Origin of the sequence: Mesobacillus foraminis (assembly GCF_004340465.1) — a bacterium.
GTDB classification, from domain to species: domain Bacteria; phylum Bacillota; class Bacilli; order Bacillales; family Cytobacillaceae; genus Mesobacillus_B; species Mesobacillus_B foraminis.
In genome coordinates, this window is the sequence record NZ_SLVV01000009.1 from 122,504 (window position 1) to 144,449 (window position 21,946).

Sequence of the window (21,946 nt, forward strand, 5' to 3'; positions counted from 1 at the left end):
AGAAGCTGAGATGAACTCTCTGCTTCTTTTTTTTTGATTATTTAGCTGTATAAAAATGGTATACGTGGAAAAAATAGAACTTATAAAGATAGGAGGGTTATGGCCATGAGACGCAAATGTTTGTTTAGTCTGATGATCGTTTCATTTTTTATTACATCGCTATTTTCGACCAGTACGCTGGCGAATGAAGGCAGAGCTCAGCTTGCCGATGAGTCTAGCTCAGCGATATTGATAGAACGGGATACAGGCAGGATACTGTATGAGAAAAACAGCAATGAAAAGCTTCCGCCGGCAAGCATGACCAAGATTATGACGATGCTTCTGATCATGGAAGCTCTCGACGAGGGCAGGCTAAAGTTTGACGAAAAGGTTCGTACAAGTGAATACGCTGCTTCTATGGGAGGATCTCAGATTTTCCTTGAACCAGGAGAAGAAATGACAGTGGAAGAAATGCTCAAAGGAATTGCTATTGGTTCAGGGAATGATGCCTCTGTTGCTATGGCAGAAAGATTAGCAGGTTCTGAGGAAGAGTTCGTTAAAATGATGAATGCAAAAGTAAAGGAACTCGGGCTAAAGAATACCACTTTTAAAAACCCGACCGGACTTCCGACAACCGAACATTACAGTACGGCTCATGATATGGCATTAATGGCTAAGGAGTTGTTGAAATACGAAAAGATCACTCAGTTTACAGGGAAATATGAAGATTATCTCCGAGAAGATACAGATGAAAAGTTCTGGCTGGTCAATACCAACCGTCTGGTTAGATTCTATCCAGGGGTAGATGGGCTTAAGACTGGTTTTACAAATCAGGCAAAGTATTGCTTAACGGCTACCGCCCAAAAGGACGGGATGAGAGTAATAACTGTTGTGTTTGGCGCCCCAACATCCAAATCAAGAAATGCCCAGGTTACAAAAATGCTTGATTACGCATTTAGTCAGTATCAGTCACACCCAATGTTTAAAAAAGGGCATTCCGTTGGAAGTGTACCTGTCAGCAAAGGAAAGGAAAAGCGGATAGAGGCCGTAACCTCTGAGCGGATTTCCCTGCTGACCAAAAAAGGGGAAAGCATAGACAATGTGGAACAGAAAATCACCATGAAGAAGAGCTTGAAAGCCCCAATTCAAAAAGGGGATGAAGTAGGGACTCTAAGGCTGATCCAGGACGGAAAAACAATGGTTGAATCGCAGCTTGTAGCGAGCAAAGCAGTCAATGAGGCAAACTGGTGGCAGCTGTATAAGAGAGCCTTTGGCATGTTTTCAAGAGCAGGGCAGTAATTATGTTTCCATTCCTGAATGATGTCGAAATCTCAAGGTAAGGTAAAATCTTTTGGCGAAAGGCCACTAGTTTTGTCCAGAAGGAAGGAATTGACTGGATGAAAGGCGAAAAGGACTCACTATACCAGATAAGGAGGCAATGGACTAGTGAGTCTTAACATTAATATGGAAGTAAGAGATGAAGTATTATGCATCCGTCTAACTGGGGAATTGGACCACCACGCTGCCGATGAACTGCGCGCAAAGGCTACAAAGGCTCTGGAAGATCCCAATGTCCGCCATATCGTCCTTAATCTAGAAAACTTAACTTTTATGGACAGTTCAGGTCTAGGAGTAATTTTAGGAAGATATAAACAAATCAAGCAGCTGCATGGGGAAATGATCGTTTGTGCAATTTCACCGCCAATCAAGAGGCTATTCGATATGTCAGGCCTGTTTAAAATTGTTCGCCTGGAGCCTACAGAAGAATTTGCCTTAGAAAGTTTGGGGGTTGCATAGCATGAGGAATGAAATGAATCTTCAATTTAGCGCCTTAAGCCAGAACGAATCATTTGCCCGCGTAACTGTAGCTGCATTTATTGCTCAGCTTGATCCAACAATGGATGAACTTACCGAAATTAAAACAGTGGTTTCTGAGGCAGTTACCAATTCAATCATACATGGATATGATGGCAAGCCTGACGGCAAGGTGTTTATTTCCGTTTTGCTTGAGGAATCTGCCGTAGAGTTAGTGATCAGGGATGAAGGGGTTGGCATAAAGGATATTGATGAAGCACGCCAGCCATTATACACTTCAAAACCGGAGCTTGAAAGATCTGGTATGGGTTTTACGATTATGGAAAATTTTATGGACGAAGTCGAGGTTCGGTCAGAACCGGGTTTTGGAACCGAGGTACGTTTGAGGAAGCACTTATTAAAAAGCAAAGCACTGTGCAATTAAGGAGCCCTGCTTATGGATGTCGAAGTGAAGAACGATAGCAGTCAAGCCTATTTGAAGGACCATGAAGTGAAGGAACTGATTAAGCGCAGCCATGAAGGGGACCAGGAAGCGAGAGATCTGATCGTCCAGAAAAATATGCGCCTTGTCTGGTCGGTGGTCCAGCGCTTCCTGAATCGCGGCTACGAGCCGGATGATTTGTTTCAGATAGGAAGCATCGGTCTCCTTAAATCGGTTGATAAATTTGACCTTTCTTATGATGTTAAGTTCTCTACCTATGCTGTCCCAATGATTATCGGGGAAATACAACGCTTTATCAGAGATGATGGCACCGTAAAGGTAAGCCGGTCCCTAAAAGAAATGGCAAATAAAATCCGCAAGGCAAAGGATGAACTGTCAAAGACTCTTGGAAGGATACCGACAGTGAATGAATTGGCTGAGTCGCTGCAGCTATCCCCGGAGGAAATAATCCTTGCCCAGGAAGCAAGCCGGACTCCATCTTCCATCCATGAAACCGTCTATGAAAATGATGGTGATCCGATCACCCTTCTTGATCAAATTGACAATGGCGAGGAGGGGCGATGGTTCGACAAAATTGCCCTTAAAGAAGCAATAAGGGAGCTTGATGAAAGGGAACGACTTATTGTCTACCTCCGCTATTACAAGGACCAAACACAGTCAGAGGTAGCTGAAAGGCTTGGGATATCCCAGGTTCAGGTATCTCGTCTGGAAAAGAAAATACTTCAGCAAATGAAAACCCGTATGGATCAATGATCCATGTCAGACTGTAGACAACTCGACGAAAATCGAGAATGTCACAGTCTTTTTTATGTGTGTTTATGAGTGAGGACTGTTGACTTCCGTTCCAGGCATTTCACTTTCCGCGGGGCGGGCGGAGAGCTTCCTCGTCGCACTGCTCCTGCGGAGTCTCACCTGTCCCGCTGCTCCTGCGGAGTCTCACCTGTCCCGCTGCCCACAGGAGTCTTCACGTCTACAATAAGTAAAAAACATATATGCGCAACCCAAGGAAACCACCGAGTGTAAATTGGCAGGTGCAAAAGAAAAGCATTCCATGCGTTGGACACCCCTAAGGGAACTTAAAAAATTGTCCTTGCAGGCGATGCCTACTTACATTGCATTGGAACCTAAAAAGATGGCCAATTTGACATGGCAGCTCCGATAATGCCTAACCTAATGTAAAAACTCAATAAAAGTTCAAAAGGGATTCGGAATGGAACCTTTCAGAACCCTTTTGTCTACAACTGGCATGGGTCAAAGATCCATGTTTTTTTGCCCAATTTTATATTTGAGGTGAATCCTATTCAGAACTGACTTTTTGTCTCAGATTAGAATCCACCCATTTATTGGACTTCATGAAACCAACAAACCAACCCATACTATTTATACGAGGAAAACTATGTGTTGGAAGTGAACCGGATGGAAAACACAATTTACATTCGCATGCGCAACCGGGTGAAAGTGAATCCCGGTGAATCAATCTTGCTTAAGGATATAGCACAGATTATTTCTAGGGACGATATCCATTTGAAATTGGAAACGCTCCCTGTTCACAAAGTTTCACCGGAAGATAACAACATTATCATCATTGATGTAATGAAAGTAATCCGACAAATCACTGGGGCCTTTCCCGAGACAGAGGTTCAGGCAGTTGGTCCAACCCAGACCATTATTGAAGTTATACTGAAGAAAAAAACGGTTTCCATCCCCCTGTTCCTGTTAGTCTGGCTGCTGTTGTTTATCGGGGCCGCCTTGACAATCATGAACTTCCATGAAGATGTCAGTATGCAGGCGGTGCAACAGCGTCTTTATCTGTTGCTTACAGGCAAACATGTGAGTAAGCCCCTGCTGTTTCAAATTCCTTATTCACTGGGAATAGGCCTTGGCATGATTTTGTTTTTTAACCATGTCTTTAAGAAAAGGCTGAACGAGGAACCTAGCCCGCTTGAAGTTGAAATGTTTAATTATCAGCAGTCGCTGGACCAGTATGTCATCCTGCACGAAAATAAGGAAAGCATAAAAAACCTTGATGACGATTAACGTATTGTTTGTAATGCTGACAGGGCTTGCGGGCGGTCTTGCAGTTGGGTCTGGGTTTGTTGCGTTCCTTGCTGTTCTTGGTGTGATACCAAGGCTTACACAGTTAACCAAGACAATGGGCATGATTTATTGGTATGAATGGTCGGTTGTACTAGGAGCCATCCTTGGTACTTTTGCGAGTATACAAGATCCCGTATGGCACTTTTCAGGGTTTATAGCCATACCAATTGGACTTGCGGGAGGGACTTTTGTCGGGATGCTTGCTGCTGCTCTGACTGAAGTGCTTAATGTATTTCCAATACTGGCAAAAAGAATTGGAATCGAAGATCGGATTGTTACTTTAATAATGGCCATTGTTTTAGGAAAAGTATTTGGGTCCTTGTTCCAATGGGTTTACTTTGTGGATTAATTGGTATCGAAACTTCTTGAAAGGAGAGCGGTATAATGGCTGCGGACGACAAGAAAAAACCAATACCAAGCTCGTTATCAGAGGTTGAAACCTATATGAAAAATCGGGTTGGCCTTGGCGACAGTTTCGATTTTGGTGTCAGGAAACTGAAGATCCTTAAAAAAGAGGTACATTTTTATTATGTAAATGGTCTTTGTGACACAAGTATCATTGTGCAGATCATAAAAGAAATCGTAGGAATCAACAATCGTGAAAAGCTGTCAACTCAGCTGCAGGCTATTGTAGAAAATCGAATTGTTCATCAATCAATTCAGCCAGTTCAAACCTTGGACGAAATCGTCGATCAGGTTCTGTCTGGTTTAATTGCCATTCTGGTTGATGGTGAAGAGAAAGCATTGATAGTTGATGTGAGAAGCTATCCCGGGAGGCAGCCACAGGAGCCGGATACTGAAAAAGTAGTGCGGGGCTCAAGAGATGGATATGTTGAAAATATTATAGTAAACACAGCCCTGACCAGACGAAGAATCCGGGATGAACGCCTTCGGTTCGAAATGTTGAAGGTAGGCGAACGGTCGAAGACCGATGTAGCACTGGGATACATCAAAGATGTCGCCAATCCGGAACTGATAAAGGTTATAAAGAAAGAGCTGGAGGCCATTGACATTGACGGGATTACAATGGCTGATAAGACAATTGAGGAATTTTTGGTCAAACAGGGATATAATCCGTATCCACTAGTAAGATACACCGAACGTGCAGATGTGGCTGCCACTCATTTGCTGGAAGGGCATGTCCTGATCTATGTGGATACATCCCCAAGTGTCATCATTACGCCGACTACCTTCTTCCATCATTTACAGCATGCGGAGGAATACAGGCAATCTCCTGGTGTAGGAACAATGGTCAGGTGGATTCGTTTCCTTGGAGTGGCTGCATCTGTCGTGCTGCTGCCGCTATGGTATTTATTTGTACAGGATCCTGGGCTTTTGCCGGATTACTTATCCTTTATCGGCCCTAGTAAAGAATCTAATATACCAATCCTGCTGCAGCTTTTTCTCGCTGATATCGGAATTGAATTCCTAAGAATGGCTGCCATTCATACCCCAACTCCGCTATCGACAGCGATGGGGTTGATAGCCGCTGTCTTGATTGGCCAGATTGCCATTGATGTCGGGCTGTTTGGGGCAGAGGTCATTCTCTATGTTGCCGTCGCTGCAATAGGAACCTATGCCACACCAAGCTATGAGTTAAGTGTCGCCAATAAAATAGGAAGGATTTTCCTGTTGGCAGCTGCTGCCATATTTAAAGTTCCAGGTTTTATGGTAGGGGTAGTTCTGTGGATCCTGTTTTTAGCTGGTATTAAATGTCTGAATACTCCTTATCTGTGGCCTTTTCTGCCATTTTCGCCCAAGGCGTGCTTGCAAATCCTTGTCCGCAGGGCTGTCCCTGGCTCCCGGATCCGCCCAAGCATTGTCCATTCACGAAATCGGGTCAGACAGCCTGCAAAAAGCTGAAAAACTAAATTGCGTGTTCCTATAAATTATGATAAAGTAGTTTTAATTTAACGGACTAAAGAGATAAAACAAATAGACAGTTCTCCTGCCGGATGCTGTCTATTTATTTATCAAGAAGGTAAAGGAATGAGGGGGACATCATGCAATTTCATGGAACAGCAAAAGTTAACAGCATTGGGCATCTCGAGATAGGTGGAATCGATACAGTAAAACTTGCAGAGCAGTATGGGACTCCTCTGTATATCTATGATGTTGCGCTAATCAGGGAAAGAGCAAGAAGTTTTAAGAGGACGTTTGAATCTCTCGGGATCAAAGCCCAGGTAGCCTATGCCAGCAAAGCTTTTTCAACTGTTGCCATGGTTCAGCTGGCGGCAGAAGAAGGTTTATCTCTTGATGTCGTATCGGGAGGAGAGCTGTATACGGCTATGGCAGCTGGGTTTCCACCCGAAAAAATTCACTTCCATGGGAATAATAAAAGCCTTGAAGAGCTGGATATGGCTATTGAAAAGGAAATTGGCTGCTTTGTGGTTGATAACTTTTATGAACTGGAAATGCTGAATGATCTATGTTTGGCTAAAGGAAAACAAGTGAATGTTCTCCTCCGTGTAACACCGGGAATCGAGGCGCATACGCATGATTATATTTTGACAGGCCAGGAGGATTCGAAATTTGGATTTGGCCTTCAAAATGGACAAGCCGATGAGGCGGTTGAGGCTGCCCTTAAATCGAAGAATCTAAAGCTGCTCGGTGTTCATTGCCATATTGGTTCGCAAATCTTTGAAACGACTGGATTCCTCCTTGCAGCTAAGAAGATTTTCGAAAAGCTCAACGGATGGAAAAAAGAGAAATCGTTTGAACCAACAGTACTGAATTTGGGCGGAGGCTTTGGGATTCGCTACACTAGCGAAGACGATCCAATCCCCGCTTCCCAATATGTGGAAGAGATTATTGACGAGGTAAAAAAACAGGCAAAGCGTTTTGATATGAAGGTTCCGGAAATCTGGATCGAGCCTGGCCGATCTCTTGTCGGGGATGCAGGAACAACTTTATACCGCATCGGTTCGAGGAAGGAAGTTCCAAATGTCAGGCAGTATGTGGCTGTAGATGGAGGGATGAGTGATAACATCCGACCAGCTCTTTACCAGGCTAAATATGAGGCAATCCTAGCAAACAAGGCGCTTGAGGAACCTGAAGAGACCGTATCGATTGCTGGTAAAGCCTGTGAATCCGGGGATATGCTCATTTGGGATCTGCCATTGCCAAAGGCCGGAAGCACGGATATCCTGGCAGTTTTCTGTACGGGTGCCTACGGCTACTCCATGGCAAATAACTATAACCGGATTCCAAGGCCGGCTGTTGTATTTGTGGAGAATGGCAAAGAAAGACTTGTTGTTAAGCGCGAAACCTTTGAAGATATGGTAAGGCTGGATTTGCCGCTTGAAGAAAGGGTAAATAAATGAGCTGCCATCCGGCAGCTCCATTTTTATTTTCGACAGCAAAAATTGCCTTTTTTCCTCCCGGTGTTGTAGAATATCAAATGGGAGGTCGGGCTTAATGAAAAAAAATAACTGGCTGCTGTTTGCTCTCCTTTTGATTATGGCCATTGCATGGGGAGTGTATTACTGGCTTTTTATTATTCCCGGCAAATAAAGCGCTGGAAATATATTTGAAGAAACTGCTAGAATTCTGTATGATAATATCAATTGCATTTTTAAACGAACCTGCTTTCCTATTCATGCATAAACTACAAAAGGTTTAAATTCAACCCGCTATGGAGAAAATGGATATGTTATCATTTATTTTTAGAGGGCCAGTCAATTAATGAGGGATCAATATGTTAATTCGTTATAAAAAAGCATTCGAAAAAATAGCCATGGGACTCCTGTCTTTCATGCCAAACGAAAAAGATTTAAAAAAGCTGCAGCAAACGATGAAGCAATATGAAACAGATGACAGCTGGCAGCTGTTTCTTTGGAAAGACGAAGATATTACAGGGCTAATAGGGGTCCAGATCATAAATGAAGAAACATTGGAAATTCAGCATATTTCCGTAAATCCATCTCATCGCCATCAGGGAATTGGCAAAAGAATGGTGTGTGCATTGCAGGACCTTTACTCTAATAAGGCAGTTTCTCCCAATGCAGAAACCGCGTCGTTTGTTGAAAAATGTGCAGCGGCAGGAGAAATTGCCAGCGAAAAGGGCAGTGATTAATAAACATCACTGCCCTTTTTTTCTTTGCCTCGCTTTAAGCGCAGAATGTCTTTCCATAATGACATCCGTTCTGTCTCTGAGCGAATGCCTGCTGATAAGTTGTTTATCAGCTAGATTGCTTTTACTTCCCCAGACATACCCAAGCCTTTCACATTGAACTTTGCATGTCTGTAACAGCCCTGTGTCAGCAATCGGTATATTTACGCTTTGGTAGGTCTGGTGTGTTATGATTTCGTTTCTCCGGTCAGATAGAAGCTCCATAAATCTTATGTGATCAATTCCCAGATTTGTGCATTTTTCTCTTTCCGCAGCTATGATTTCGGCTGCCTTTTCCAGAGTTCTTAGAGCTCCTGCCAGATTCCTTCTTCGGAAGTGGTAGGAAGACACAGCAAACTGAATAAGTCCTACCCAGATGGACCTTTTATTGCCTGGATCTGTTTCTTTCCAGTATTCCTCCAGCACTTCATGGCATTCGAAATAATCCCTGTCTCCATGGAAATGGATAAGGTATTCTATATATGCATTCGGGAACATTCCCCTACCTCCTTCTGCTAGCAGCTAACTATAGCTTATCATAATGTAGCAGAAAGGATGAGTCGGAAATCCGGGACAAATATTTATGGATAAGAAAAATGCTATCCTCTATACTAGATATGACAAAAACTATGACATCTTGAATCTTGGTGGGAAACAATGCAATATAATGTAAAAATTGAAGCGTTCGAGGGGCCGCTGGATTTGCTCCTCCATTTAATAAACAGGCTTGAAATCGATATCTATGATATCCCTGTCGCTGAAATAACAGAGCAGTACCTAATCTATATACATGCGATGAAGGAACTCGAGCTGGACATTGCCAGCGAGTTTTTGGTTATGGCAGCCGAACTGCTTGAAATCAAAAGCAAGATGCTGCTGCCTAAGCATGAAGAAGTACCAGTGGATGCTTTTTCGTTTGATGAAGAGGAGGATCCCCGTGATGAACTTGTCGAAAAATTGGTTGAGTATAAAAAATATAAAGAAGCTGCGAATGAATTCAAAGCATTAGAGATGGATCGCGGATTGATGTATACCAAACCGCCTAGCGACTTAACTGAGTATGCCAAGGAGAACCAGCATGATAATGCAGATTTGAATGTCACTCTTTACGATATGCTCGGCGCAATGCAAAAGCTGCTGCGAAGGAAAAAGCTGCAGAGGCCTTTGTCCACCAAAGTGACCCGGCAGGAAATACCAATAGAAAAGCGCATGGCGGAAATCATTGACCTCCTTAAAGCGGATGGCAAACGGAGGAGTTTTTCCGAGCTGTTTCCAGTGCCGGAACGAGAACATATTGTGGTTACATTTCTCGCGGTCCTGGAGCTCATGAAGAGACAGGAAATTCAGGTTGATCAGGAGCATAATTTTGCAGAAATATATGTGACAGCACAGAAAGGGGCCAACGGGATTGGAGACCATTAACTGGAAAGGAGTTCTCGAAAGCCTTTTATTTGCTGCAGGTGACGAAGGCCTCTCCTTGAAGCAAATTGCGGGAGTTCTTGAGATGGAGGAATCGGAGGCCCAAGAACTGGTCAGTGCCCTGCAGAAAGATTATGAGGACGATGAAAATAGGGGCCTGGTGCTTCTTCTGATTGCGGGGGTCTATCAGCTGGCAACCAGGAAGGCGCATGCAGAATACCTAAAGAGGCTTGTTGAATCACCAGGTACATCCCATTTATCTCAAGCCGCATTAGAGACTCTGGCTATAATTGCCTATAAGCAGCCAATCACAAGAGTGGAGATTGAGGAAATTCGCGGGGTTAAAACGGAAAGGCCCATACAGACCCTGTCGGCCAGAGCTTTAATAAAAGAAGTAGGACGGGCAGAAGGGACAGGACGTGCCTTTCTATATGGAACGACGAAAGAATTCCTCGATTACTTTGGCCTGCAAAGTATTGATGAACTGCCGCCATTGCCAGAGAAGATTGAGGATGAAGATACAGATGAGGAAGCAGATCTGTTTTTTGAGAAATTCCAGGAACTCTAAAATTTGCGCCTTGAGCAGCCAATATGCTGAACAAGGCGCTTTTTTCTGGATAAATTGTCTTAAGACAAATGACCGAAAATATGATAAAATTTAAATATTATTACAAATGCTTCCTGTTCTCGGATGGAGCATTTCAAGCATACATATTTACTACAGGACGCAAATGAATCATTCCAGGAGGGTTCGAATGATTATCAAACGATGCAAGGGCTACGAACTGGAAAAACAGCAATCGAACACATCTGAAGACTTCTTTAACCGTAGTGAAGTCACATTCATGGAGAACGGTACTGAAAAAACAGTGCATATCCTGTATGTCCGATATTTTAATGAACAGTTTGACCGGTTTACCCCTTATCAACAAGATCCAATATTTAGTTTTGGCGTTCATGAAGTTTCATTCAAGGATATCGTGGCTCTTGCCTGTCTGCTGAAAAATCCAGCATATAAACATCGTAAAAGGGTATATATCAACTCGGAGAGAGAATTTCAGGACATTTTTAAAGGCCTTGATTTTCATAAACTGTCCGGGCTCGTTCAGCAAATTGTAGATAATGGAAGCGCTGAAGTGCGCTCATCTCATGAATATATCATTCAGACCGTTTAGGCCAAATTGCTCAAGTCCGTATAAAAACTGGAGGTGCCACTATGGGGAATACGATTGTGAAAACACAGGTTGAAGAAGTGAAAAATTTTCTGGGACAAACTGTATCAGGCCTGGAAGGGTTCTTAAACGATTCTACCCTGGCAGGACTTATAAAGGAAGAACCTGGGAATGAGGATTACTATAAACAAGTATTATCCACGATCCGCAAGCTGCTGGTTTTCTGTGAAGAAGGCCTGGAAGCATGCAATATAGTTGCCCAATCCCAGCCGTTCTCCAAAGGGGCCGCCGAAAAAACTCTCTATCGTATTTATTATCACTGTGTGGAAGAGTTTTTCTCTCCAAAGAGTGATATATGGTATGAAGACAGCCGCTCCGCTTATACCGGGAAAAATGCAATAAAATTCAGGGAACCCGTGCCGCATAGTGTAAAGGCGTTATTCGTGTCCCTTGAAGGTGAGTTTCAAAGGATTCGCGAGGAACTTGAATATTACGAAACAGATTATCGAACAAAAATGCTACAGTCAAAATAAAGGGAAAAAGCAGCATGACAGGCTGCTTTCAGTTTGTAGACAAAAGGGGTTCGGAATGTTTCCATTCCGAACCCCTTTTGTCTATTTTTGAGTTTTTCCTCCAGGTTAGCCGCCCCCTTGCTTCGGACGCTAGGCCATTATCTGGCCCCACCATGTCCAATTGGCCATCTTTTTTCAGACTCAATGCAGCAAAAGCAAGCATCGCTGGCATGGACAATTTTTTAAGTCACCTAAGGATGATAAAATGCACGCCCATGCATTCCTTTTGCATCTGCAAGTATCCGCTCCATGTTCTCCTTACGTTTTGAACAGTCAATGCCTCAGGTGAACTGCTTCTTTTACATATCCTTGCCCCATATGACGGGTTACCACCTTTTAATGATCGAGGATCACAATGCCTATTAAAACCCTGTGATTGAAGTGGAAGTCGTTAAAACTCCTGCGGGTACCGCCCGCCCCGAGGTAAGCGAAACGACTGGAACGGAAGTCAACAGTCCCATTAATAAACACTAATAAAAAACCCTAGACAAGGTCGATTTTTCATTGAATTTGCCTAGAGGCTGCTTTATTTATTTTATTAATCGCCGGAAGGGTGGACATCCTTTTTGTCATATCAGCTCCTCCTCTGCATAAACTTGTACAAACTGCCAAAGGGAGACGAGGTCTGTTCAATGAAGAGGATATCAATCGTATTATTGCTACTTGCTACATGGCTATTTCATTACGACCCGCAGCCAGCAGCAGCTGGTTCAGTGAGTGCCCGAAATGCCATATTGATCGAACAGGACACGGGTCGTGTCCTTTATGAAAAAAAGGCTCATGATACCGAACGCATTGCCAGTATCACCAAGATCATGACGGCCATTTTGGCGATTGAGTCCGGTAAACTGAATGAACAAGTCAAGGTCAGCAGCAATGCAGCTGGTACGGAAGGGTCCTCTCTCTACCTGAAGGCCGGAGAAAAAATTTTGCTGGAGGACCTTGTTTATGGGTTAATGCTAAGGTCTGGCAATGATGCTGCAGTAGCAATCTCGGAACATGTAGGAGGCAGCCTTGACGGGTTTGTTTTTTTGATGAATCAGAAGGCAGAAGAGATCGGAATGAAAAACACTCATTTTGCCAACCCTCATGGATTGGATGATCATGAGAACCATTACTCGACAGCCTATGATATGGCGCTGCTGACCAGGTACGCGATGAATAATGAAACCTACCGTGAAATATCAGGAACGAAAATTCACCGTGCTCCAAACCCAAATGAATCTTGGGATCGAGTCTGGAAAAACAAAAATAGACTTTTGACTGAATTATATAAGTATACAACGGGCGGAAAAACCGGTTATACAAAAAGGGCAAAAAGAACTCTGGTAACAACTGCTGCGAAAGGCGACTTCGAGCTAATTGCCGTAACGCTTAATGGCCCAAGCGACTGGAATGACCATATCTATCTGTATGAGAGTGCATTTACACAGTATGATGTTGCTCAAATTCTGGCTGAAGGGAAGATTAAAGGGCTGAAAGATTCACTTTACAAAGGCAGGGTCTATCTTCGCAACTCTTTTGAATATCCGCTCACGGCCAAAGAGGAAAGTCTTGTTAGGGTTGAGTACAAGCTTCTTAAGCCCCCTGAAGATCCAGAGAAAGAAAGAATTCCCGAGATTGTTGGGAAAGCAGTAGTCTATCTGGACGGGCAGGAAATCAAGTCGATGCCAATCTACTACAAGCAGGATCCTGTCGAAAAAAAATCATACTTGCAATTCTTTAAGAATATTTTTACAGCTGTTACAGGCATAAGGGCTGATGACTGATGGTTAATTATATCTGGGTCTTCATGACGTTGATTGGGCTTGTTTTCGCAGGAATTAATGGAACGATGGCTGAAGTAAACGAAGCCATCTTCAATGGAGCCAAAGAAGCTGTAACACTCTGTATTGGGTTAATTAGTATCCTTGTATTTTGGCTGGGCATGATGAAGATCGCTGAATCCGCCGGGCTGCTTGATAAATTGTCCAATCTCTTCCGCCCATTGATCTCACGCTTGTTTCCGGAAGTTCCTCCAGGACATCCGGCAATGGGCTATATTCTATCAAACATGATGGCCAATTTGTTTGGGCTCGGCAACGCAGCCACCCCTCTTGGAATAAAAGCAATGGAGGAACTGAAAAGGTTAAATGGAGGAAGAGATACGGTAAGCCGGTCGATGGTGACCTTTTTGGCAATCAATACCTCGAGCATTACACTTATACCAACTACAGTGATTGCAATTCGAATGACCTATCATTCAGCGGCTCCTACCGAAATCGTTGGACCTACGTTAATCGCTACCTGTTTTTCAGCAGTGGCTGCAATTTTTATAGATCGTTATTTCCATTATCGAAGAACCAGAAAAGGATGAAGCGCCTATGCAATTGATCTCTGCCATTTCACTCTGGATTATTCCGGTCCTAATTGGATTTATCCTTGTTTACGGAACGCTGAAAAAGGTTCCTACCTACGAAACTTTCGTAGAAGGCGGCAAGGAGGGAATAAAGATGGCTGTATCCATCATTCCCTTCCTGGTTGGAATGATGGTGGCTATATCGGTGTTTCGGGCATCCGGGGCGCTGGATTATTTTATGGAATTCATCAGGCCCGGCCTGGAGAAGATAGGCATACCCGCCGATGTTATCCCATTGGCGATTATCCGGCCGATTTCAGGGAATGCAGCCCTGGGGATGACCAGCGACTTGATTGCCGCACATGGGCCCGACTCTTTTATCGGAAGATTGGCCTCAACCCTTCAGGGGAGCACGGATACAACCTTTTATGTACTGACTGTCTATTTTGGTGCAGTAGGAATCAAGAAAATGGGGGATGCGCTTAAAGTGGGATTGCTGGCCGACCTGGCAGGATTTGCGGCTGCAATTGTTGTAGTCACCATCATGTTTGGATAGAGATGTACAAGTCATTCGCATGTAAGGAGATATCTAAACCGAAGATATTCGGGGTTGCCCCTCCAAAAGAGGATTAGGAATGCTCTCATTCCCAATCCTCTTTTTTGTATTTTGCTTAAGGCGGAGGCAATCCCCCTGGAGGGAGTACTTCATTGATTTAATCTTTATTTGATTGAATCTAACCATGTTTTAGAATAGTGCCGGACCCATATAGAATACCTGTGGGCTTAGACTTTGAATCATGCGGGCACAGGACAGGGAAATCAGAAGGTTTATTGCGCGGAGGGGAGGCCCCCTGGCTACCCGCGGTAGGCGAAGCGCCTGAAAAGGCAATCATAATTTTGCTGAACATTAAGAGCACAGGGAAACTCGGATATTCACCGAGTTTGTGCACAGTTGGAGGTACCTTGAGGCAGGTATCTTTTTTTATGGGCTGTGTGCTTTGAAAACAAAGCGTTTTATGTCATAATTCATAAGGATGGATTTGATATTAAAATAATAATTTAAGTTGACACGATAATGGGAGTGACCTGCATGGAAAGATTGCAAAAAGTAATAGCACACGCCGGGATAGCTTCAAGAAGAAAAGCAGAAGAGCTGATTCTTGAAGGAAGAGTAACGGTTAATGGAAAGGTCGTCAAAGAGCTTGGGATAAAAGTGACAGGTTCAGACAGGATTGAAGTAAGCGGAATTCCTTTGGAAAGGGAGGAGCCTGTGTATTTCCTCTTCTATAAGCCGCGCGGAGTCATTTCCAGCGTAAAAGATGAAAAGGGCAGAAAAGTGGTTACAGATTATTTCGAACAGATAAAACAAAGGATTTACCCGGTCGGGAGGCTGGATTTTGACACTTCCGGAGCATTGCTCCTTACAAATGACGGGGAGTTTGCTAACCTTTTGATGCACCCGAGCAGTGAAGTGGAAAAAGTCTATGTTGCCAAGGTAAAGGGAATCCCTGTTAAGGAAAAGCTGAGGAGCCTTGAAAAGGGAGTCCATTTAGAAGATGGGAAAACAGCTCCTGCAAGGGTCAAGCTTCTGTCTCTTGATAAGAAAAAACAAACATCCATTATTGAACTTGCCATCCATGAGGGCAGGAACAGACAGGTGAGAAGAATGTTTGAAGCGATTGGACATCCAGTTTTGAAGCTAAAACGTGAACGTTACGGAACCCTGACCCTCCATGGTTTAAACTCCGGGGATTTTAAAGAGCTGACACCGCATGAAGTGAAACAGCTGCGGACACTTGCAATGGGGAAGAAATAGAAAAAAGCAAATAACCTCACCTGATGATTTCTAATGATATAATAAGGTGAAACTGGGGGGACTAACATGAAAAAGAAGCGACTTGCAATCAGGACTGTCATTCTTTTAGTCCTGGCTGCGGCGGTTGGCTATACGCTTTATGCCAATTTCACAAAGGATGATATCCAAAGGGTTGAAGTTGGAAAAACGGCACCTGATTTTGCATTAGTGGATATGAATGGCGAAAAACATAAACTTTCTGATTACCGCGGACAAGGGGTATTTTTAAATTTTTGGGCAACATGGTGCAAACCGTGCGAAAGGGAAATGCCTTATATTGACCACCAGTACAATAATTTTAAGGATCAGGGAGTTAAAGTGTTGACGGTCGATGTCGGCGAATCCAGGGTAGCGGTAAACAAGTTCATCGAACGGCATAATCTGAGCTTTCCGGTCATGATAGACAGTGATGGGCAGGTCCAGACGGCATATGGAATTGATCCCCTGCCAATTACTTTTTTAATTGACAAAGATGGAAAGGTTGTCCGTTCCCATACAGGGGAATTGACAGAAGCCACAGTCCGCCAATTCATGGAAGAAATAAAACCTTAATGTAAAGGAAACAGGGAGTCTTAATAATGAATGAAGTAAAATGTGAATGCGGCCATGTAAATCCGCATGGGACAGTTCTGTGTGAATCTTGCGGCAAAGTCCTTGAAGAAAAAGAAATGCAGAAAAAACTCCTGGATATGAGGTATGAAGGAAGCGCCCGAAGGTCCCAAACCTACAATAAAACCATTATTGACAAAGTGTGGAACTTCTTTTCTTCCGTTAAAGTAGGAGTGTGGCTGATTGTTGTCACACTGGTTGCTTCAGCTTTCGGGACTATTCTGCCCCAGGAAATGTATATCCCTCCTGTCATGCCTGCCGCTGAGTATTATGAAGAGCAATATGGCTGGTTCGGAAAGCTCTATTATGAACTTGGATTTCATAATTTATACAGTTCCTGGTGGTATTTATTATTGATAGCTTCGATTGGAGTCTCACTGGTAATATGCAGTCTTGACCGGGTAGTACCACTTTACAGGGCCTTGAACAAGCAGAGGGTTACCCGTCACGAAGGCTTCCTGCAGAGGCAAAGGCTGTTTGGAATTTCTGCAGAAGCTCCTGACCAGGAATCCATTAAGAAGCTAAAGGGAAACCTACAGTCCAAGCGCTATAAAATTCGTGAAGAAAACGGAAATATTCTTGCAGAAAAGAACCGGTTTTCCCGATGGGGTCCCTATGTAAATCATGTTGGACTCATCATTTTTCTAATAGGGGGAATGCTGCGCTTCGTACCGGGGATGTACATCGACAGTGTCCTTTGGATCAGGGAAGGCGAAACAAAGGCAATTCCTGAAACAGAAGGGCAGTATTATCTTAAGAACAACCAGTTCATCCTTGAAGTTTACGATAAAGAAAAAGAAGATGAAGTCTTTGAACAGGCAATTGATAAGGCGGGCATGGTTGCTAAAAACTATCAATCGAATGTAACCCTGTACAAGAAAGCGGGCGATAGTATCCCTGGGGAAACACCTGAACTGGAAAAAGTGAAGGATGAGGAAATCAGGGTCAATGAACCGCTCAAATTTGAAGGCTTTGCCCTTTATCAGGTTGACTATAAACTAAATGAACTAAATAAAATGACGCTGGCCCTTCAAAACAAGGAAACCCAGGAAGAGTTCGGAGAGATTCAGATTGATCTTTACAATCCAAAATCCGAGTATGATCTTGGCAAAGGGTATTCGGTTGAAGTGCTGAGTTATTTTCCGGATTTTGAATTTGGCGAAGATGGGAATCCAACGACGAAATCCAGAATTCCTAACAACCCTGCCTTTGTTTTCGAAATGAAAACACCTGATAAGCCTGAAGGGGAAGTAAGTTTTGTCGCCATCCGGGAAACAATCGAGCCAAATGGTGATAATCAATACAAAATGGCCTTTAAGGCTGCAGAAACCAAAAATGTTGCAGCTCTTACAGTCAGGAAGGACCTTACACTGTGGATCATTGCCCTGGGAGGACTTATTTTTATGATTGGTGTCGTTCAGGGTGCCTATTGGAACCACCGGCGCCTGTGGGTCAGGAATGTAGACGGGCAGTTGTGGACAGCCGGGCATACCAATAAAAACTGGCATGGCTTAAAAAGAGAGCTTGAAGAAATATTTAAGGGGACCGGAATGGAAGCTCCGGCAGAACAACAAGCTGAAGATGCAAAGAATGGGTAAGGGGGAAAATCATGGCAGCGCTAAGCTCTAATTTACTTTATACAGCTTTTATCCTTTATTTAATCGCGACTGCGTTTTTTGGTGGTGCAATTAAAGCGAAGAAGGATGGACAAAGGGAGACCGGACCCAATAAATGGGCCGCTATTGCAATTATTATTACAATCATAGGGTTCATCGCCCAGGTTGGTTACTTTATTTTGCGCTGGATTGCTGCAGGACATGCACCAGTCAGCAATTTATTTGAGTTTACGACGTTTTTCGGGATGGCGCTGGTTGGTGCATTCATCGCTATTTACTTTATATATAAAACACCGTTGTTGGGAGTATTTACGCTGCCTGTTGCTGTGCTGATCATTGCTTATGCAAGTATGTTCCCCAGGGAAATATCCCCGCTCATACCTGCACTCCAAAGTGACTGGCTGCATATCCATGTCACGACAGCAGCACTTGGCGAGGCAATACTGGCAATTTCATTCGCAGCCGGACTGATTTATCTAATTAAACATGTCGATCAGACTGTGAAAAGCAAAAGTACCCTGTGGCTTGAAGTAGTCATGTTCGGCATGGTTGCTACATTAGGCTTTATTATAGTTTCCACTGCATTCTCCGCTGCCGGCTATGAAGCCAAATTTAATTATATCGACAAGAATGGCGCCGAGGCTGCCTATGACTACCAGATGCCGGCATTAGTTGGTCCGCATGAAGGCCAATTGGCTGCGAAAGGGAAATTTGAACCAATGGTGGAAACACCGGCCATTATTAATGCAAAAAAATTGAATACTGTTATCTGGTCGCTAGGGGCAGGGCTGATCCTGTACGGTTTGCTTCGATTGATCCTTCGAAAAAGGCTTGCAGCTTCACTTAAACCGCTTGTAAAGAATATTAATCTGGATTTAGTGGATGAAATCAGCTATAGGTCAGTATTAATCGGGTTTCCTGTATTTACTCTGGGTGCGTTGATTTTTGCCATGATATGGGCACAGATTGCGTGGACAAGGTTTTGGGGATGGGATCCGAAGGAAGTATGGGCTTTAATCACCTGGCTGTTTTATGCCGCATTCCTTCATCTCCGTCTGTCTAAAGGCTGGCATGGAGAAAAATCTGCCTGGCTTGCAGTGATTGGTTTCATCATTATTATGTTCAACCTGGTTGCTGTCAATCTTGTAATTGCAGGTCTGCATTCCTATGCAGGCTCCTAGACGCCTGGCTATCAGCCTCCGCTAACGTATTAGTGGAGGCTTTTTTCATACAATTATGGCGAAATTATACATATCGATGATGATAAGAGGTAATATGTAATAAATATGTCTAAATTAAGGCGGCGCTTAAGGTTTCCATCATGGAAAAGATAAAAAGTAATAGCTACTTAAGATATCATTAAGTAAAATAATCACAGGAGGGATAGCAATGGAAAAGGAAATAAAAATTTTAGTAGTGGATGATGAGGAAAGAATTAGAAGATTACTGAAAATGTACTTAGAGCGTGAAAACTATATAATCGATGAGGCAGAGGATGGGAATGAGGCCCTTGCCAAATCTTTAGCTAATGAATATGATGTGATTTTATTGGATTTGATGATGCCCGGTAAGGACGGGCTGGAAGTTTGCCGGGAACTTCGTGAGAAGAAATCGACGCCTGTAATCATGCTGACAGCTAAAGGCGAAGAAGTCAACCGCGTTCAGGGCTTTGAAGTGGGGACGGATGATTATATTGTCAAGCCATTCAGTCCAAGAGAAGTGGTCCTGAGAGTAAAAGCAATGCTCCGGCGGTCTTCCAGTACCAGCTATCTTCAAACTGAGACCACAACAAAGGATGTAATCGTTTTCCCTCATTTGACCATTGATAACGATGCCCACAGGGTAACCGCACAGGGAAAAGAGGTTAGTTTAACACCTAAGGAATACGAGCTATTATATTTCCTTGCGAAAGCGCCCGATAAAGTTTTTGACAGGGAACAGCTGCTTAAAGAGGTCTGGCATTATGAATTTTTCGGTGATCTGAGGACAGTGGATACCCATGTTAAACGGTTGCGGGAGAAACTCAATAAAGTTTCGGAACAGGCAGCCAAGATGATCGTGACTGTATGGGGGGTCGGCTATAAATTCGAGGTTGTCAATGAATGATGTTCTGGCGCAGCGTAGTAGGTAAATTATGGTTTACCATCCTATTGCTCGTTTCCTTTGTTCTGTTTATTTTAACAGTGATGCTTTTGGAGTTTTTCGAGAATTACAATATAAGTGAGACAAGAAAAGAATTGACTTATACTGCTGAAAAGATTTCCGAGAACCTGAAGGCTCACAGTGGGGACGAACTAGAGATGGGTCTTGAGATATCATGGGGCCTGATAGACGAAGTCACCAGCGCTGCAATTGTTCAGGATAGAGAAAACTACTTCTCTTCTCCTGAAACAAAAAATGCGCGGATGCTTCCAGTGGGGTATTTGCTGAATGATAAAGACCTTGCCGCCGTCTTTGAAGGAGATGAACCGGTTAATACAATTGTCTCTTATCCATCCGGTACGGAGAAGGGACCGGATTATCTTATCATTGGTGTCCCTCTTAAGGATTTTCAAGGGGGAGACGGGGCAGTATTTATCTACCAGTCACTAGAAGTGATGGAGGAAACCACTCAGCAGACCGCAAAATTTATCCTTTTGGCCGCAGGGGTGGCAATTGTTCTTACAACCATCTTTGCGTTTTTCCTGTCAACCAGGATTACAGCCCCTCTTCGTAAAATGAGGGAGGCAGCCTTCGAGGTAGCAAAAGGTAAATTTGACACAAAGCTTCCAGTTCTGACAAGTGATGAAATTGGAGAACTTGCCACAGCTTTTAATCAAATGGGGCGTCAGCTGAAATTTAATATGAATGCCCTGAGTCAGGAGAAAGAGCAGCTGTCAAGTATTCTCAGCAGCATGGCGGATGGCGTAATTACGTTCAATCAGGATGGAACCATTCTGATTACCAATCCTCCTGCAGAACAGTTCCTGCGCTACTGGTACTATGAACAGGGGGCGAATGAAGATACAGATGCGGTGCCATCTGAGGTAATGGAATTATTTCAGCTGGCCGTCAATACAGTGCGAGAGCAAGTCGGGGAAATAAAAGTTCAAGGCCGCTCCTGGGTAATCATTGTCAGCCCTCTCTACAATAAAAAAACAATCCGGGGAGCTGTAGCTGTTATACGGGATATGACAGAGGAACGGAAACTGGATAAAATGCGCGAAGATTTCATCGCCAATGTTTCACACGAATTGCGAACACCGATTTCGATGCTTCAAGGGTACAGTGAGGCGATTGTTGATGGCATAGCCCAGACGGATGAAGAAAAGGTTGAAATGGCACAGATTATATATGACGAATCCTTAAGGATGGGAAGGCTGGTCAATGAATTATTGGACCTTGCGAGGATGCAGGCAGGGCATATTCAGCTTTCATTGGAGACGGTGGATCTTCATCCTTATGTCAATCGGATCATTCGCAAATTTCAGACTCTTGCTAAAGAAAAGGGAATAGAACTTTCTGCCGTAATGGAATCCGGCGACAGTAACGCTATCCGTTTTGACCCAGATCGTATAGAACAAGTGCTGACAAACTTGCTCGATAATGCAATCAGGCATACTTCAGGCCCTGCGTCTATTATGATCAAGGTCAAACTAGTAGACCGTGGACTATACTTTGAAGTGAAGGATGAGGGAACGGGAATACCGGAGGAAGATTTGCCTTTCCTTTTTGAACGTTTCTACAAGGGGGATAAATCCCGGACCAGAGGAAGGTCAGGTACGGGGCTTGGCCTGGCAATTGCCAAAAATATCATCGATGCCCATAAAGGCACTATATCGGTCCAAAGCAAACTGGGACAAGGAACGACATTTTCCTTTTTTATTCCGCGCAGTATTGAATAATTTATAAGATTATGCCGACTTATCTTGATTCATGAGA

General features: G+C 43.6%; 23 protein-coding genes and 1 pseudogene. 23 read left to right on the forward strand and 1 reads right to left on the reverse strand.

Annotation, left to right across the window (positions count from 1 at the left end):
* Window positions 1-105 precede the first annotated feature (105 nt).
* The 10 genes and pseudogenes from EV146_RS17360 to EV146_RS17405 all read left to right on the forward strand — a co-directional run bounded on the left by EV146_RS17360 (window position 106) and on the right by EV146_RS17405 (window position 8,408).
* Window positions 106-1,278, forward strand: coding sequence for a D-alanyl-D-alanine carboxypeptidase family protein (locus tag EV146_RS17360; protein ID WP_132008793.1), 1,173 nt, complete (start codon window positions 106-108; stop codon window positions 1,276-1,278).
* A 147-nt stretch (window positions 1,279-1,425) separates the two neighbouring features.
* A complete protein-coding gene (gene spoIIAA / locus EV146_RS17365) occupies window positions 1,426-1,776 on the forward strand; it encodes an anti-sigma F factor antagonist (RefSeq protein WP_121611946.1) in 351 nt (116 codons plus the stop codon).
* A 1-nt stretch (window position 1,777) separates the two neighbouring features.
* On the forward strand, window positions 1,778-2,218 hold the full coding sequence (gene spoIIAB, locus EV146_RS17370; protein ID WP_132008797.1) for an anti-sigma F factor: 441 nt from the start codon (window positions 1,778-1,780) through the stop codon (window positions 2,216-2,218).
* A 12-nt stretch (window positions 2,219-2,230) separates the two neighbouring features.
* Entirely contained in the window at window positions 2,231-2,989 is a 759-nt protein-coding gene (sigF, locus tag EV146_RS17375) for an RNA polymerase sporulation sigma factor SigF (protein WP_121611948.1), read from the forward strand.
* Window positions 2,990-3,215: 226 nt separating this feature from the next.
* Window positions 3,216-3,398: pseudogene (locus tag EV146_RS27920) on the forward strand (transposase); the annotation flags it as partial.
* A gap of 254 nt (window positions 3,399-3,652) precedes the next feature.
* Window positions 3,653-4,273 carry a stage V sporulation protein AA gene (locus EV146_RS17385; protein ID WP_132008800.1) on the forward strand — a complete coding sequence of 207 codons (621 nt, stop codon included), beginning with the start codon at window positions 3,653-3,655 and terminating at the stop codon, window positions 4,271-4,273.
* Window positions 4,263-4,682, forward strand: coding sequence for a stage V sporulation protein AB (locus tag EV146_RS17390; protein WP_132009196.1), 420 nt, complete (start codon window positions 4,263-4,265; stop codon window positions 4,680-4,682). The genes EV146_RS17385 and EV146_RS17390 overlap by 11 nt, the downstream gene beginning before the upstream one ends.
* 35 nt (window positions 4,683-4,717) lie before the next feature.
* Window positions 4,718-6,196: a spore germination protein gene (locus tag EV146_RS17395; RefSeq protein WP_132008803.1), complete on the forward strand. Its 1,479-nt coding sequence runs from the start codon at window positions 4,718-4,720 to the stop codon at window positions 6,194-6,196.
* Window positions 6,197-6,336: 140 nt separating this feature from the next.
* Complete coding sequence (lysA, locus tag EV146_RS17400; protein WP_132008806.1) at window positions 6,337-7,656, forward strand: diaminopimelate decarboxylase; 1,320 nt, start codon at window positions 6,337-6,339, stop codon at window positions 7,654-7,656.
* Between the two features lie 374 nt (window positions 7,657-8,030).
* Window positions 8,031-8,408 (forward strand): GNAT family N-acetyltransferase, encoded by a 378-nt coding sequence (locus EV146_RS17405; RefSeq protein WP_132008809.1) that lies wholly within the window; start codon window positions 8,031-8,033, stop codon window positions 8,406-8,408.
* 6 nt (window positions 8,409-8,414) lie between these two features.
* Here the strand turns inward: EV146_RS17405 and EV146_RS17410 are convergent, their stop codons facing one another.
* A complete protein-coding gene (locus EV146_RS17410; RefSeq protein WP_132008812.1) occupies window positions 8,415-8,942 on the reverse strand; it encodes a DUF309 domain-containing protein in 528 nt (175 codons plus the stop codon).
* 159 nt (window positions 8,943-9,101) lie between these two features.
* Between EV146_RS17410 and EV146_RS17415 the strand changes: the two genes are divergently transcribed.
* From EV146_RS17415 to EV146_RS17475, 13 genes are all read left to right on the forward strand, one after another.
* A complete protein-coding gene (locus EV146_RS17415; protein WP_132008815.1) occupies window positions 9,102-9,866 on the forward strand; it encodes a segregation/condensation protein A in 765 nt (254 codons plus the stop codon).
* Entirely contained in the window at window positions 9,853-10,431 is a 579-nt protein-coding gene (scpB, locus tag EV146_RS17420) for an SMC-Scp complex subunit ScpB (RefSeq protein WP_132008818.1), read from the forward strand. The genes EV146_RS17415 and scpB overlap by 14 nt, the downstream gene beginning before the upstream one ends.
* 187 nt (window positions 10,432-10,618) lie before the next feature.
* The gene (locus EV146_RS17425; protein WP_132008821.1) at window positions 10,619-11,038 is read left to right on the forward strand and encodes a hypothetical protein; all 420 of its coding nucleotides are present in this window, start codon (window positions 10,619-10,621) and stop codon (window positions 11,036-11,038) included.
* Window positions 11,039-11,079: 41 nt separating this feature from the next.
* Window positions 11,080-11,568: a YpuI family protein gene (locus EV146_RS17430; protein WP_132008824.1), complete on the forward strand. Its 489-nt coding sequence runs from the start codon at window positions 11,080-11,082 to the stop codon at window positions 11,566-11,568.
* Window positions 11,569-12,239: 671 nt separating this feature from the next.
* Entirely contained in the window at window positions 12,240-13,376 is a 1,137-nt protein-coding gene (locus tag EV146_RS17435) for a D-alanyl-D-alanine carboxypeptidase family protein (protein ID WP_132008827.1), read from the forward strand.
* A complete protein-coding gene (locus EV146_RS17440; protein WP_121611960.1) occupies window positions 13,376-13,963 on the forward strand; it encodes a nucleoside recognition domain-containing protein in 588 nt (195 codons plus the stop codon). The genes EV146_RS17435 and EV146_RS17440 overlap by 1 nt, the downstream gene beginning before the upstream one ends.
* A 7-nt stretch (window positions 13,964-13,970) precedes the next feature.
* Complete coding sequence (locus EV146_RS17445) at window positions 13,971-14,501, forward strand: spore maturation protein (RefSeq protein ID WP_121611961.1); 531 nt, start codon at window positions 13,971-13,973, stop codon at window positions 14,499-14,501.
* A gap of 534 nt (window positions 14,502-15,035) precedes the next feature.
* Entirely contained in the window at window positions 15,036-15,761 is a 726-nt protein-coding gene (rluB, locus tag EV146_RS17450) for a 23S rRNA pseudouridine(2605) synthase RluB (RefSeq protein WP_132008830.1), read from the forward strand.
* A 66-nt stretch (window positions 15,762-15,827) separates the two neighbouring features.
* A complete protein-coding gene (gene resA / locus EV146_RS17455; RefSeq protein ID WP_132008833.1) occupies window positions 15,828-16,352 on the forward strand; it encodes a thiol-disulfide oxidoreductase ResA in 525 nt (174 codons plus the stop codon).
* A gap of 26 nt (window positions 16,353-16,378) precedes the next feature.
* On the forward strand, window positions 16,379-18,007 hold the full coding sequence (gene resB / locus EV146_RS17460) for a cytochrome c biogenesis protein ResB (protein ID WP_132008836.1): 1,629 nt from the start codon (window positions 16,379-16,381) through the stop codon (window positions 18,005-18,007).
* A gap of 11 nt (window positions 18,008-18,018) precedes the next feature.
* Entirely contained in the window at window positions 18,019-19,206 is a 1,188-nt protein-coding gene (gene ccsB, locus EV146_RS17465) for a c-type cytochrome biogenesis protein CcsB (RefSeq protein ID WP_132008839.1), read from the forward strand.
* A gap of 208 nt (window positions 19,207-19,414) precedes the next feature.
* Entirely contained in the window at window positions 19,415-20,131 is a 717-nt protein-coding gene (locus EV146_RS17470) for a response regulator transcription factor (RefSeq protein ID WP_121611966.1), read from the forward strand.
* Window positions 20,128-21,909: an ATP-binding protein gene (locus EV146_RS17475; protein ID WP_132008842.1), complete on the forward strand. Its 1,782-nt coding sequence runs from the start codon at window positions 20,128-20,130 to the stop codon at window positions 21,907-21,909. The genes EV146_RS17470 and EV146_RS17475 overlap by 4 nt, the downstream gene beginning before the upstream one ends.
* Window positions 21,910-21,946 lie beyond the last annotated feature (37 nt).